At 34.8% G+C, this 13,123-nt stretch carries 15 protein-coding genes; 8 read left to right on the top strand and 7 right to left on the bottom strand.

All coding sequences use genetic code 11. From position 1 onward, the window contains the following. Nucleotides 1–67: 67 nt before the first annotated feature. The gene (locus LOK78_RS10410; RefSeq protein ID WP_232634855.1) at nt 68–730 is read right to left on the bottom strand and encodes an ABC transporter ATP-binding protein; all 663 of its coding nucleotides are present in this window, start codon (nt 728–730) and stop codon (nt 68–70) included. Between the two features lie 66 nt (nt 731–796). Then, a complete protein-coding gene (locus LOK78_RS10405) occupies nt 797–3,235 on the bottom strand; it encodes a DUF5916 domain-containing protein (RefSeq protein WP_232634854.1) in 2,439 nt (812 codons plus the stop codon). A gap of 202 nt (nt 3,236–3,437) precedes the next feature. Here LOK78_RS10405 and folE point away from each other — a divergent pair, with 202 nt between their 5' ends. Next, nucleotides 3,438–4,034, top strand: a complete 597-nt coding sequence (gene folE, locus LOK78_RS10400) for a GTP cyclohydrolase I FolE (RefSeq protein WP_053969888.1) — start codon at nt 3,438–3,440, stop codon at nt 4,032–4,034. A 54-nt stretch (nt 4,035–4,088) separates the two neighbouring features. After that, entirely contained in the window at nt 4,089–4,379 is a 291-nt protein-coding gene (locus tag LOK78_RS10395) for a hypothetical protein (RefSeq protein ID WP_166959031.1), read from the top strand. A gap of 36 nt (nt 4,380–4,415) precedes the next feature. On the opposite strand, the gene LOK78_RS10390 is transcribed toward LOK78_RS10395, so the two are convergent. The 5 genes from LOK78_RS10390 to LOK78_RS10370 form a co-directional block, all read right to left on the bottom strand. Beyond that, nucleotides 4,416–6,662, bottom strand: coding sequence for a TonB-dependent receptor (locus LOK78_RS10390; protein WP_232634853.1), 2,247 nt, complete (start codon nt 6,660–6,662; stop codon nt 4,416–4,418). 54 nt (nt 6,663–6,716) lie between these two features. After that, nucleotides 6,717–7,052 carry a hypothetical protein gene (locus tag LOK78_RS10385; RefSeq protein WP_232634852.1) on the bottom strand — a complete coding sequence of 112 codons (336 nt, stop codon included), beginning with the start codon at nt 7,050–7,052 and terminating at the stop codon, nt 6,717–6,719. Then, nucleotides 7,053–7,547: a DUF6787 family protein gene (locus LOK78_RS10380; RefSeq protein ID WP_053969892.1), complete on the bottom strand. Its 495-nt coding sequence runs from the start codon at nt 7,545–7,547 to the stop codon at nt 7,053–7,055. It abuts the gene before it with no gap. Nucleotides 7,548–7,573: 26 nt separating this feature from the next. Further along, nucleotides 7,574–8,023: a DUF6146 family protein gene (locus LOK78_RS10375; RefSeq protein WP_232634851.1), complete on the bottom strand. Its 450-nt coding sequence runs from the start codon at nt 8,021–8,023 to the stop codon at nt 7,574–7,576. 167 nt (nt 8,024–8,190) lie between these two features. Continuing rightward, a complete protein-coding gene (locus LOK78_RS10370; RefSeq protein WP_232634850.1) occupies nt 8,191–8,832 on the bottom strand; it encodes a hypothetical protein in 642 nt (213 codons plus the stop codon). 406 nt (nt 8,833–9,238) lie between these two features. Here LOK78_RS10370 and LOK78_RS10365 point away from each other — a divergent pair, with 406 nt between their 5' ends. From LOK78_RS10365 to LOK78_RS10340, 6 genes are all read left to right on the top strand, one after another. Beyond that, the gene (locus LOK78_RS10365) at nt 9,239–9,859 is read left to right on the top strand and encodes an FEKKY domain-containing protein (RefSeq protein WP_232634849.1); all 621 of its coding nucleotides are present in this window, start codon (nt 9,239–9,241) and stop codon (nt 9,857–9,859) included. Between the two features lie 69 nt (nt 9,860–9,928). After that, nucleotides 9,929–10,642 (top strand): hypothetical protein, encoded by a 714-nt coding sequence (locus LOK78_RS10360; protein WP_232634848.1) that lies wholly within the window; start codon nt 9,929–9,931, stop codon nt 10,640–10,642. A gap of 35 nt (nt 10,643–10,677) precedes the next feature. Continuing rightward, the gene (locus LOK78_RS10355; RefSeq protein ID WP_232634847.1) at nt 10,678–11,454 is read left to right on the top strand and encodes an enhanced serine sensitivity protein SseB C-terminal domain-containing protein; all 777 of its coding nucleotides are present in this window, start codon (nt 10,678–10,680) and stop codon (nt 11,452–11,454) included. A 5-nt stretch (nt 11,455–11,459) separates the two neighbouring features. Further along, nucleotides 11,460–11,903, top strand: a complete 444-nt coding sequence (locus LOK78_RS10350) for a hypothetical protein (protein WP_232634846.1) — start codon at nt 11,460–11,462, stop codon at nt 11,901–11,903. An 89-nt stretch (nt 11,904–11,992) separates the two neighbouring features. Beyond that, on the top strand, nt 11,993–12,403 hold the full coding sequence (locus tag LOK78_RS10345; RefSeq protein ID WP_232634845.1) for a hypothetical protein: 411 nt from the start codon (nt 11,993–11,995) through the stop codon (nt 12,401–12,403). A 173-nt stretch (nt 12,404–12,576) separates the two neighbouring features. Next, nucleotides 12,577–13,083 (top strand): YybH family protein, encoded by a 507-nt coding sequence (locus LOK78_RS10340; RefSeq protein ID WP_232634844.1) that lies wholly within the window; start codon nt 12,577–12,579, stop codon nt 13,081–13,083. The last annotated feature ends 40 nt before the right edge of the window (nt 13,084–13,123 follow it).

Below are 13,123 nucleotides of genomic sequence, written 5' to 3'. Positions count from 1 at the left end.
TTTTTTAAGGGATCTAATCTTCTAAGATAGTGATTTTAAAGTAATAAAAACTATAAACCTAAGAAAATTAAGAAATTATATTTCCATCTACCATTGTCAATTTTCTGTCGGCCATATCAGCCAATTCTTCATTATGGGTTACGATCACAAAAGTTTGTCCGAATTCATCTCGAAGTTTAAAAAATAGATTGTGAAGATTTTCTGCAGATTCACTATCCAAATTACCCGAAGGTTCGTCAGCAAAAATAAGCCCAGGATTGTTGATTAAAGCCCTAGCCACCGCAACACGTTGTTGTTCTCCTCCAGATAATTCGTTTGGTTTATGGTCGTATCTGTGTTGTAAGCCTAAGAAGGATAATAATTCTTTAGCTCTTTTTTCAGCTTCTTCCTTCTTTGTTTTTTTAATAAAAGCCGGAATACAGACATTTTCAAGCGCTGTAAACTCTGGCAATAATTGATGAAACTGAAAAATAAAACCTATATGTTCGTTTCTAAATCGCGCCAAAGCTCTTTCTTTCATTAAATGGACATTTTCTCCATTGATAATCAATTCGTAAGGATCTTTAGACGAACCTTTATCTAAAGTCCCCAAAATTTGGAGCAAAGTAGTTTTTCCAGCCCCAGAAGCACCCACTATAGAAACAACAGATCCTTTATCAATATGTAGATCAACTCCCTTTAAAACATGTAATCCATCAAAATATTTATGGATATTTTTTGCCTGAATCATATTACTTTTAGTATGAGTGTGAAAATACCATTTTATGTTGATTTGGTGGTCAACTTTACTGAAATTTTAGGAATTTTCATTCTTTTTAAAAGCTTGCTTCAAATCGTTATAATCGATAAAATAAATGAGTTTAAGGGAAAAAACATGTTGGAAGGGCTCATTAAATAAATCCTTCATACTACGTCCATAGGTTTTTAAGGATTCTGAAGTGTAGCTAAACAATTGGTTTCTATAAAGAGCTGATAACTGACTACCAGGAGCAAACTGCCAAGAATAACCGAAATCTAAATTCCATGTATTGAAGTTAATATCCGGGTCATTGATGTCTGATTTTTGCAGTCCCAATTCCTTGGATAAATGCCCATTGTCCTGCAGAGTAAATAATTCATCATTGTAATTGACGGTTGACCAATAATTTCTAAAGGTGAGTGTCAAAGCATGGTAAGCATTGAAATTATAACTCCCAGAAAGACTGTTTACAATGGTGCGTTGGTCTCTTTGTCCAAAAACTATTTCTTCTTGATATTTGGTTGTGTAACCTCGATCACCATTAACATTGTCAAATTGAAAGTCGTAAACGATTAATAGTCGATCACTTAATTTAAATCTAGGACTAACACCAAACCAATAATTAAACATATCCCTTCCTGTCTCTATAAGGCCCGCACCACCAAAATTAGTGTCTAGCGCAAAGGTTTTGTTGTAATTTGATGAGTACCACAAATTGAAATTGTACCAGTTTTCATAGATAAAGTATTTCCCTTTGGTTCTGGCTTCAAAATAATCGTATTGTTTTCCTGGTTCAAAATTGATGTTGGCACCGTAAGAATTAATTTTTTTGTTTGTAGCATTAAAACTAGCACCCAAATTCATCCCTGTGTAGGTACCCGGGTCGTAAAGCCTATTGTAATTGGCCCATACACCAACGTAGAAATTATTGAGCTTTTCTGTTGGTTCAAATATGCGATAAGAAGCATCAGCTGAGAAATTGTTATAGTTATTTCTTAGGTTCACACCAAGATCATTGATGTCAAAATCATCATCTGCCATGGTATTGTATAGGCTGAACCTATAATTACCACTTATCTCACTAATTCCCAAAATGGAACTCCAACCTGTTTTCGTACCGTCTTCTTCATTGATATTGCTCATTTTAAATTGAGCGTCCACATTATATGTATTGCTTTTATTGGTATAGTTAAGGAGACCGGCAGTAACATTACCATCCCTAAAATGACCATTCCTAGTTACATTCGTGTTAATCAAACTCACGGTTGAGTTTTTATTGAATTGTTGGTCTAGTACAAAGATGTTGTAATTAGCCAATGGTTCTATCAATTCTTTTCTGGTTTCTCCATTCAACACATTTTCGATTGTGGCATAGGTTTTTTCAGTGATGGCATTGAAGACTCCTATTCCCAAACCTTTTTTTGTTCTTCCTGATACCTTGAGGGCATTTAAGGTTTTAATTTTAGTTGGATACTCTCTTATTTGTTCGTTCTCTTCCAATTCTACATTTCCTACCGGAGCTCCACCAACACGACGGGAATAAAATAGATTCCCTTTATTGAATAAATCCACACCTTCTGTAAAGAATTGTCTCTGTTCGGCAAAGGTCTGCTCAAATGGCCCCAAGTTTAGAACGACATCATCAAAGGCGGCTTGACTAAAATCCGGAATCAATGTGGCATCCAATGTGAAATTCTCACTTATGCCATATTTTAAATCCAATCCTATATTATAAGTATCTTCAAATTCACCATCATAACTTTCTAAAATGGTAGAGGCAAAGGGGTAAAAACTAAGACGGGTAGGAGGACTAATGTTCTCAATACCGATAATCTCACCATGGTATAAACCTATGTTTCCTTTAGTAGGATCAATAGGATTCCAAGTGTACTGCTCTCTAGTAGTTCTAAAATGCCTATGAAATTGTAACCCCCAAGTTTGTACTTCTTTGTTGGCAAAACGCAAACATCTATAGGGAATTTTTATTTCGACAATCCAACCATCATCTACTAACTTTACGGCACTATCCCATACAGAATTCCAACTAAAATCTTCACCATTATATGGAGAGTAGGAGGCATCTGCTTGGTTTCCTGTTGGAAAAACAAAAAATTCAGCATCGTTTTGTGCATCATTGTTTGGGTTTAATACCACTCCAAAGAAATCCTGTTGTCCAAAATTATCCCTTTGATTAAATTGTTTCATTATTTCATCAGGGTGATCATACAGGTAGGCCGCAAAATAGATGGCGTGGTCATCATAAGTAACCTTGACTTGAGTTGTTTGGTAATCTTTTGGAGCATTACCTACATCAGGCCTAAATTGCACAAAATCTGTGGCTGCTTCAGCATTTACCCATGCAACATCATCCAAAACACCATCAATTTTAGGAGCAGTTTCAGTTCTTTGAATGTGCAATTGCTTTTTATCCTTGTTTTGAGCTTGGATGGTTAGTACTCCCAAAAAAAAGAGTACCCAAAGAAGGTTGGTTTTCATTGATTTGTAATTCGTCTTTTTGATTGATATTATAAAGACAAGTAACCAGTTTAATTGTTACAAAAATTTTGACAAAACTATAGGGTCATCCTCCTTCATGGTCTTAAAAAAAAGTTAAAACCTTCCATGCAACTGTTAAGGCAAATGGATTTCTGCGGGTTTCATTTTTTTGACTAATTTTAACCTATAATAACACACAGCTATGCTATACAAACATTTTGAAGAATATAATATGCAGGTCACAGATGATGTGAAGGCACGATATAAAAGTATTATTGCTGATTTGGGGGAAGATGTCACTAGGGATGGACTTGTAAAGACTCCTGAACGGGCTTCCAAAGCAATGCAATTCCTTACACAAGGATACCATCAAGATGCTGCTGAAATCTTAAAGAGTGCCATGTTTGAAGAATCTTATAATGAGATGGTTATTGTTAAGGATATTGAGTTATATTCCTTGTGTGAACATCATATGTTGCCTTTTTTTGGAAAAGCACACATCGCTTACATTCCTAATGGCAGGATTGTAGGTTTAAGTAAGATTCCTAGGGTGGTTGATGTTTTTGCTCGACGACTTCAAGTACAAGAGCGTCTAACAGAACAAATTCTGGATTGTATTAATAACACGCTAGAACCACAAGGGGTTGCCGTGGTGATTGAAGCGTCTCATATGTGTATGATGATGCGTGGGGTGCAAAAGCAAAATTCTGTTACTACAACTTCTGGCTTTAGAGGTCAGTTTGAAAAGATTGAAACTCGAAGTGAGTTTTTAAAGCTCATTAGTGAAAAATTGTCCTAATCTATTTTGGTACACTTCTTGTTATAATAATAGTAACCTTTTAAACTGAAAATGATGAATTTAAGCAATTTAAGCAAGCATAAAAAATTAGCCTTAAGCATTCTTTTTGATGCTATTGGTATGGTTACATTATTTGATATTATTTGGGCTCCTATATCTGGTTATTTAATGGCCAATATGTACAAAGGAACCAAAGGTAAAGTAGCAGGGGTGATTTCCTTTATTGAGGAAGCGCTACCAGGGTTTGATATCATTCCTACGTTTACCCTTATGTGGCTTTACACCTATGTTATCAAAAAAGAATCTAATGAGGTTCAACCCATTAAAGTAAGGTCCAACAATTAAAGAAAAAAGCTCAGTAAAACTGAGCTTTTTTTTGTTTTATATTCTGTAAGATAAACCAAAGGTTAGGTTTCTTCCCATATTATAAATACCATCGGGTTTTAATCTTGAAAGATGGTTGATATAGGATTCATCAAGGAGATTGCTTCCAGAAATGGTTACATCCAAATCCCTTTTGAACACCTGTATGGTGCCTCCAAAACCAGCACTTAACAGTTGGTATCCTGCTGTTGTGGTTTCAAACGGACTTACATGGTTTTGATCAAAGGTCGTTTTTAATCTAACAAAAGCAAACCCTTTTTGAAGCCAACCTGTATTGTATTCTACACGAATGGTGTTGTTTAAAGAATTGGCTGGAATCAATGGTAGGTAGTTATCGTTCTGTTGTTTACCGGTTACGGTTTCAAAACTACCTTCAACATGCAACCAATCAAGTGGGTGTGGATGAAAATGGAAGCCAAATTCTCCTCCATATAAAGCAGCATCATCTTGAACATATTGATAAGCTGCAAACTCTTGTATTTCTTCTCCTAATGGAGATAAGAAAATGTAATTGTTGATTGTGTTATAGAAACCATTGGCAAATACCTCCCAGTGGTCATTTTTATATTCCAAATTAAGGTCAAACTGAATGTTTTGTTCATTCTTTAAATCTATATTACCAATCTCATAGCGGTAAGAACCATGGTGAACGCCATCAGAAGTAAGCTCTGCTAAATTAGGGGCTCTAAATCCAGAGGCTACATTGAATCTGGCTGTCACGTTTTTTGCCAAATTGGTTTTGGCACCAATAGCACCATTAAAACTATTAAATTCACGTTGCAAACCTTCTGGTAATTCGATAGATCGGTGGTCAAATCTGGTACCCACTTGCACATCTACTTTTTCAAAATGAATGTGGGTCATTCCTAAAACGCCTACATCATTGGTAGTGGCATCTGGGATTAATTGTTCCTCTCCATAATTTGTATTGGTTTGGTGCATCCCTTGAACCCCAACAATGGTTTCCGTTCTTCCTATTTTGGGAAGATGATACTTAACATCATAATTAAAGGTTTTTAATTTCATTTGAAGTGCAGGATGTAGCTCTTCGTTTTCCTCATGCTCGTCATGTTCCTCTTCTTCATGGTGGTCTTCCTCTTCCTCGCCATGTTCCTCGTGGTGGTGCTCATCTTCAAATTCTTGACGGTTGTTATAAATGTAGCCTAGATTAAATTCTAAGCTCGATTTGTCAAAGAAAACCGTTGATTTGGAACTGAACACATGGTTTGTTAAATCTTGATAGGGTAGCATGGGGTATTTTGCTTTAGACTGTAACGTCAATTCTTCTGGGATACCCAATTTGCTGTGGTTGACATTGTATCTAAATTCAGTTTTGAAATTGGAATCCTGAAAGCCGACACCTCCTTTAAAATCCTTTTCATTCCATCGGGTATTCGTTACTCGATAGTTTGGTGTTTCATAATCGGAATGCTCTGCCAAACTTCCTCGGAACAAGAATTTGAACTTGTCACCAGACGCTTTATAAGCTGCAGTAGTGTTATAACCCAGTGTATTGCTAAAGTAAGTGGCACCCAAATGTCCTTCTGAACTGTTTTGAGAAGCAAATCTTTCTGGGTTAAGGTAAAGGACTCCTCCTAAAGCATCGCTTCCATATAAAAGTGAAGAAGGGCCTTTAATTACTTCTACACTTTCTATTCCAGCATCACTAACGCCCAGTCCATGTTCGCTACCAAACTGTTGGTTTTCTAATCGAACTCCTTGGGTATATACCAAAACCCGATTTGAACTAAGCCCTCTGATGACCGGTTTGCCTATTCCTGTTCCTGTGGTAACGCTTTCTACACCAGCTATGTTGGTAATCCCATCTGCAAGTGTTACGGCTCCCTGACTTTTTAAATCGGAAACATTTTGACGTTCTACTTTCATAACATTCTCACTTTGGAGTTTGTGAAAGGGTGTCGAAATGATTACTTCTTCCATTTCAATTGCCGACGATTTTAAACCTATTACTAAAGTTTCAGGAATTGGAATCTCAATGGTTTGGGAATAGGTTTCATAACCAACAATGGAGACAACGATTTTGTAATTACCTGTGGGTAGATTGTCTATTGTAAAAACTCCTTGTTCATCTGTGGCAGCTCCTTTTTCAAGTTGAGGAACATACACAGAGGCGTAAGGAATGGGTTCTTGGGTATCTGTATCGGTAATAATTCCTTGGACGGAATTTTGAGCATAGATTGATGGAATAACCATCATAATCAATGCTTTAAATAAAAATTTCATTTAAATAATTGGGTTTAATAGTAAATAATGATTCAAATTGATTTGAGGCGAATATTAACTATTAAAAGGTGGGCCGCGTAGGCTGATATGTGATTTCTGAAACTCACTTATGAACTGGTATTGCGAAAGAATCAGTTCGTGGTTGTGCTCTTCTTTAAGAAGATTATATTCAAATACTGAAAGAGTGAAAGTAGGAGTGATTTTAAACTTTTGAAAATCACAATCTACATCCCAAGTGTGAAAGTGTGCTTGTGGTTCTCCTTGACAAACTTCATGTTTGTGCTTAGATTCCAAACTGTGGTGTAACTTAATAGCAGCTGGCATCATCACCAAAATGATCAGACCTAGGGCCGCTATTTTAAATATGATATGTTGCTTTAGTTTTTCCACTTAATCCACAAATCGCTTTAAACCAAATCGTCTAAGCATTTTCTTTTCAAATTCCCAGAAGAATTTAAACTGGCCTAAGGCCCATCCAAAGAAAACCAATAGAATTTGGTAAAAAATAAGCCCAATGATAAGGTATAGTACCCAATACAGCAAGGGATTTAAGTTTTCTTTAGTAATTCCTATGAATTTGATAAGGGGTCGGCTGACAAAGACAGAAGAGGTTCCGGTCATGGCAAAGATGATAAACACCCTAATCATTTCCCAACGGTATTGCAAAATCCATTTTTTTTCCAATTTTTTAAATAAGAATAGGGTGACTCTTAGTAGTATGAAAAAGATAACTACAGTTGTACAAATAAACAATAGAAGGTTTAAATGCTTAAAAAGTGCTGCAGCCAATTTATAGGAGCTATAGCCCAAACCAACCAAGCCCAAAAACGGAAAAATGAGTTGCCAGTTCTGTTGAATTTCCCAATTTTTCTTGAATGTTTCCATAGGCTATATTGCGGTGCAAATATAGTCTAAATACGTGGAACTATTCCTGTTAATTGTTGTTTGTATTTTAATTGAAAGTAAATGAAATAATTATAAAGTTTGTAATTTACATCATAGCCATAATCAATGCCTGGACTGTAATTGATTTGCATTTCATAAAGACTGGGATTATAAACTTGAGGTTGAAGTACCCTTTGGTTCCAAGCGGTCACATATTGAATGTTTCGACCTTCTAAGAAAGACTGCGTATAAAAACCTTCAGGTCTGGCAGTAGATTGCAACCAAGTATTAAAACCGGGTTCAATAATAATGATTTCATATTCTACTTCCTCATTAGCAATTCTTACCGTATCATTTTCAATAGTTTTAATGGAATCCTTGGCTACTTGGGTAATTGACTGGTTAGAATTGGATTTGGTTGAACCACAAGCCCAAATGCACATAACAAGTATTCCTATGAGATATAATTGTTTCATAAGTTTAAAAATACGAAAATTAAATTTGATTAGAAGTAGTCGAATATTGTTTGAAATATGATGTGCCTTATGAATAAGTTGTTTGCGGTTATTTAAATAATTTCAACACTTTACTTAATACAAGAAAAATGGAGCTACCTGGGGTAGCTCCATAATGTAATAACTTTCTAATTGGAATTGGCGCCTGGATAAAATGTTAAGGTACCTGTAAATACATGATCTGTTTGATGTTCAGCTATGAAACCATCAGGGAAATTGCTCCACCCTCCATCAATTAAATTCACCCAACTATCTGTGGTACCACTACCAGTTGCTCCAGCAAAGCGACCAGTACCTCCAGTAAATTCGAAGGCATCCCCAAACCATAATTCGTAGAGAGGGTCATCAAATACTTGGTAAATTTGTCCGATAACGTCTGTTGGTGGAATATTGAAATACAATTCATCCCCATTGGCCGCAACAAAAACACCTTCTCCTGCACGATACTGGAAATTAGGTCCACCACAAAAAGAGATGGTTGTCATAAATTCACCTAAATGCGTTCCATTTCCACCACCAACTTGATAATTTCCGGGAGCACCAAAATCTTCTTCTGGATTTTCAGACCCAAAGGCAGAACAGTCAAGTGCAAAGGAATAATCTCTAAGCGTATAGAACGTTGCCTTAAATGGTACCGTGACGGCTCTAGGTTCAGCCTTTCGCAAGGATTCATTATTTGCAACTTCATAAGAATCTAATTGTTCATGAGAACAAGAAAAGAAAATCAACAATAAGATAGGGGCCATCCAAATTAAATTTAAACGCTTCATTTTTTGAAAAATTTAAAATTAATAAATCGAATAGTACCAATAATGGTGATCGGGAAGGTAGTTGGTTAAGATTTATTCGGTACATAAAATACCTAGCCATTTTATACTCTAAAAAGGAGTAAAGCTTGTGCTTAAAGCGTTTGAATTTAAGCTTTTAATTGTAATTTTCGGATGATGGAAATCATATGATATTAGGATAATATTTTGTAACTTATAAGGTTAGTTTTAATAACTAGCTCTAATTCGAAGTTTAGATATCTTTAGTAATATTTTCCTGCTCAAAATTATATTAGTTTCCCTCTAAATGTCTCCATAATATATTAGTAGTTAAAATGTAAGAAATTAATGTATTTTTAGAGACAGAGAATGACTTCCTCCTATTTTGAGAATTTTTTTTATCATATTATTGAGTCTGGTTATACCACAGTTCCTTTTTTCACAAAGGGAAATTGTTGGTAAAGTTGAATTTTATAAGTCGGTGGAAAGCGAATACAAAATTTTAGAATCCTTTCCAGACGGGACAATTCAAAATTTGACCAACCGAAAACACAAGATTAGGATAAAACAAAAAAACAGACTCTTTGAATTAGAAACAGACTCCAGTGGGATTTTCAAATTTAGAACGTATTTGAATGATTCCATTCATATTAATGTAAACCACCATTCAAATTTTTTCAATGAAATTTTTAAGTTCGACTCATACGAACTTAGCGATACTTTAAAACTTCGGATATCTGATAGAAAATTAGCTGTTTATCGTGATTCTTTAGTTGAACCGGAATTCTATAATAAGTACAGTGAAAAGCAGGCATATATAGACTTCAACAACGGAATCCGACGTCTTTTCAGTACAGGCGGTTTTTTATCCGACTATACCATTCAAAAAAATAAACTGTTAGCTGAAAAATACGATTTGAATTACGAATACCTTTTTGGTTGTATAGTAAACAGAACTAAAATAAGGATTGTATATCGATACAATCAAGTAATGAAAAAGTTAATGGGTATTAGTGAAAAGGTGTGGTAGAAATCCTGATATTTGGCCTTAAGAAATTCCTAATAAATTACAACTGTAACCATGGGTTATAAAAATGACATGACTTTTAAAGCCTATATATTTCATATTGTGAAACATGAAATTTCTAATACAAAAATCCTAGCCTTGTCTGGATTTGTTTTCCTTGTCTTTGGAGTGATTTTTTATTACCTGTTTAAAAACACCTATTACTTCATACCTGGAATTCCTCCAGTTTGGACTTTAATTGTCATTGGGAGTTTGGTTATGGTCTTTAGTCAATTTTATCAGTTTTATGATTTTGAGAAAATCATACATGAGAAAGTTGGCTTTTTGGAATTGGGTTCAGATGAATTGATTTTAAACTATACAGAGAAAATAAAATATGAAGAGTTGACTGATTTTGAAATGTTTATTGATGCCTATTACAATGAAAAAATTAATATAGCCAATCGAGCTCCTGCGGAGAAACTAAGTTTAGGAATTAGTAATACTTTGAAAATTACCCACCAATCAAAAACACGAATGTTTAATTTTAAACTTGAGAATGAATCTCATAAAAATGTTTTGGAGCGAAATATTTATGAATTGGTCATTCATGAAAAATTGAAATATATTGATGCTAAAAAGTCCATCAAATTAATTCCAGAACGCTACAGGAAATATGAAGAGTACCGAGAATATGTTGGCAAACAATTGAAGGCTAGTAGAATAAATTGCACTGAAGGTTTACTGCTAATTGGGTATAACACCTATGAGGAAGCCCAGGAATTAAAAAAGAAGTATTGTGATTAAATGGATTAAGTTTTAACATCTGAAAAAACTATAAAATGGGACTATTTGACATCTTTAAAAAGAAGAAAATAGGAAGCAGTTTTCCAGAAAATGAATTGGAAAAAACCTTAATGGAAGCTGCTACAAAAGCATCGGCTAGACCGCAGTTTTATCAAAAGTTACTATGGAATGACCTTATTGTTTTAACCAATGGTAACCATGGTATTTCAGAGGGGATGCAGACATTGGAAAAAGATAGCACCGTGGCTTTAGTTACATTTGAAAATGGACAAATTCCAGTGTTTACATCAACGAATCGTATTTTTGATAAAGACATCATTAAAGAGGAGGTGCCTTATTTAGCCATTAGAGGTCAGGATTTGTTTGGAATGACCAAAGGTGCCACCTTGATTCTAAATCCTTATTCTGACTATGGTAAGGAACTTATTCCTCAAGAAATCGAAAAATTGATGGATGGTTCCATTTTTGAAGAAAGTAACGATAAAGTGATTGAAGAGGATACCCAGATCCAAATTGGTCAACCAGCAGCCTATCCAACAGAATTGGTAAATGCTATGAGTGATTTGTTTAGGAGACAAGGCCTTGTTAAAGCGGCATATTTGGCCGCCATAAGCATGGGGCAAAGCGAAACGCGCCCACATTTAATGATTGCACTTGATATGGATGGAACTATGAAGGCTGTTACCAATGAAGCTGGTCCTTTGGCTGAAAGAATTTTTAAAGAAGGGATTATTGACTTTATTCAATTGGACACAAAAAATGATTTATCTCAATATTTTTTAACCGAAACACAACCTTTTTACAAGAGATAGAAAACATGACCCTTTCAGAAGTCTATTTTTACATGGTAATTTTCATTTGTATCGGTCTTACCTTTTTCGTGATTTTTACTTCAGAAGACTTAAAGGATGAAAAACGTTACAATTGGTATAGGAAATATTTCTTATTTATAGGGCTTGGAGGTATTACTATGGAATTATTGGGCTGGAATTATTTATGTCCTATCAATTGCGTCCTTCTCACTTTTTCACCGTTCCTGACAGTAAATATTATAAAAGCGACTACCATTATATTTAGAAAATTATTTGACAAAGAACCATATCAAACATATCGTCATGAATTGTCAGATGGAATTTGGGTTGATAACAAAGGAGATTTGAAGCATAAAAATTATTATATTATTTATAGTGTCTTTCTTAACTTTCTACCAGTGGCAACGGTCCTGTTAGCTTATAGTTTGATTAGAAATCACTTTTGTTGAAGTTAAAATTTTAATCTAAGTAAATATTAGCACTAATAAGAGGTTAAAAAGATTTTTTATTAATCTTGTGATAAAGTAAAATAAAGAATATGAAAGTTTTCGGAAAGTGCCAATCGTGTCAATCTGAAATACCCTTTATCACTCAAGCTTATACTCGAGTTGAATTTGCTATGCGGATTGGAGAGTTTGTTACCTTGAAGTGTAAGAGTTGTAAAACCGAAACAAAGTTCCACGTCGATGAATTATTTGCTAACCCCTCTAAGTTAGCACAGATTTCTTCAGGTTTGGTTTTGTTGATGGGGACTCCATTAATATTTTTAGTGGTTAATCCTTTTTTGAAAACGGGAACAAGTCATTATTTAATTTATTCAGTAGTAGGTTTTTTACTATTTCCAGTATTCATATACGCCATTTTAAACCGCCAAGATCAAAATCGAGTAAGTAATTTTAATAGGCATAAATTGAAAGGAAGAATACATAATATTGGAAGTTATTTATAGGTTTCATTAAAATCAACTAATTATCAAGCAATTCCTTTTCTTAAAGAAAATTATTGGCTAGTTTTAAGCCTAACTCCCTAGAATTAATAGTAGCTTTTTTGATTATGTATTGAATACACATTTTTTAGAGAACATTCAATACCAAAGCATTAATTCTCAAAACCAATACCAGCATGAAATATCTATTTTTTATCCCTGTTTTGGCATTTTTGTCGTGTAACAACCCAACACAAAAGAAGGGGAATGAAATACTAGATGAAGATCCTCAAGTGACTCGTAAAACAGATTCAGCAGCAGTGACCCAAATGGTTGGTGCTTTTTTCAAAGCCTTTGATGCTAGAGATTACGATCAGATGGAGGCAATGATGGCACCTCAAACCAAATTGGTGCACCATAGTGGCGTAACAACAAGTGCCAAGGAGATGTTGGAAATCATCAAAACAACCGAACCTTGGTATCCCAGAGAACGGACATTGTCACAATATGAGTATGAAGGCGGTGAAGATTGGGCTCTTGTAGGTGTGGTCAATGAGGCTACTTTTTTATTGCCGGAAGGGGAGAAGCTTTATGCACCGTACAAGGAAACCTGGATCTTTCAAAAAACAGATGGGAAGTGGCACCTATTAAGATGTCATTATTCAAAGATCACTAAAGAAACACATTCTGAAAATGTAGAATAAAACTACTCTGAACTAAGTTTATGATGCAATTATTTACAAG

Source organism: Mangrovimonas futianensis (assembly GCF_021245805.1).
GTDB lineage: Bacteria > Bacteroidota > Bacteroidia > Flavobacteriales > Flavobacteriaceae > Mangrovimonas > Mangrovimonas futianensis.
This window is presented reverse-complemented; position numbering and strand designations above follow the sequence as displayed.

Excerpts from the sequence above, each read along its gene's own strand:
- LOK78_RS10410 (WP_232634855.1), bottom strand. The coding sequence starts at position 730 with ATGATTCAGGCAAAAAATATCCATAAATATTTTGATGGATTACATGTT.
- LOK78_RS10405 (WP_232634854.1), bottom strand. The coding sequence starts at position 3,235 with ATGAAAACCAACCTTCTTTGGGTACTCTTTTTTTTGGGAGTACTAACC.
- folE (WP_053969888.1), top strand. The coding sequence starts at position 3,438 with ATGCTATACAAACATTTTGAAGAATATAATATGCAGGTCACAGATGAT.
- LOK78_RS10395 (WP_166959031.1), top strand. The coding sequence starts at position 4,089 with ATGAATTTAAGCAATTTAAGCAAGCATAAAAAATTAGCCTTAAGCATT.
- LOK78_RS10390 (WP_232634853.1), bottom strand. The coding sequence starts at position 6,662 with ATGAAATTTTTATTTAAAGCATTGATTATGATGGTTATTCCATCAATC.
- LOK78_RS10380 (WP_053969892.1), bottom strand. The coding sequence starts at position 7,547 with ATGGAAACATTCAAGAAAAATTGGGAAATTCAACAGAACTGGCAACTC.
- LOK78_RS10375 (WP_232634851.1), bottom strand. The coding sequence starts at position 8,023 with ATGAAACAATTATATCTCATAGGAATACTTGTTATGTGCATTTGGGCT.
- LOK78_RS10370 (WP_232634850.1), bottom strand. The coding sequence starts at position 8,832 with ATGAAGCGTTTAAATTTAATTTGGATGGCCCCTATCTTATTGTTGATT.
- LOK78_RS10360 (WP_232634848.1), top strand. The coding sequence starts at position 9,929 with ATGACTTTTAAAGCCTATATATTTCATATTGTGAAACATGAAATTTCT.
- LOK78_RS10355 (WP_232634847.1), top strand. The coding sequence starts at position 10,678 with ATGGGACTATTTGACATCTTTAAAAAGAAGAAAATAGGAAGCAGTTTT.
- LOK78_RS10350 (WP_232634846.1), top strand. The coding sequence starts at position 11,460 with ATGACCCTTTCAGAAGTCTATTTTTACATGGTAATTTTCATTTGTATC.
- LOK78_RS10345 (WP_232634845.1), top strand. The coding sequence starts at position 11,993 with ATGAAAGTTTTCGGAAAGTGCCAATCGTGTCAATCTGAAATACCCTTT.
- LOK78_RS10340 (WP_232634844.1), top strand. The coding sequence starts at position 12,577 with ATGAAATATCTATTTTTTATCCCTGTTTTGGCATTTTTGTCGTGTAAC.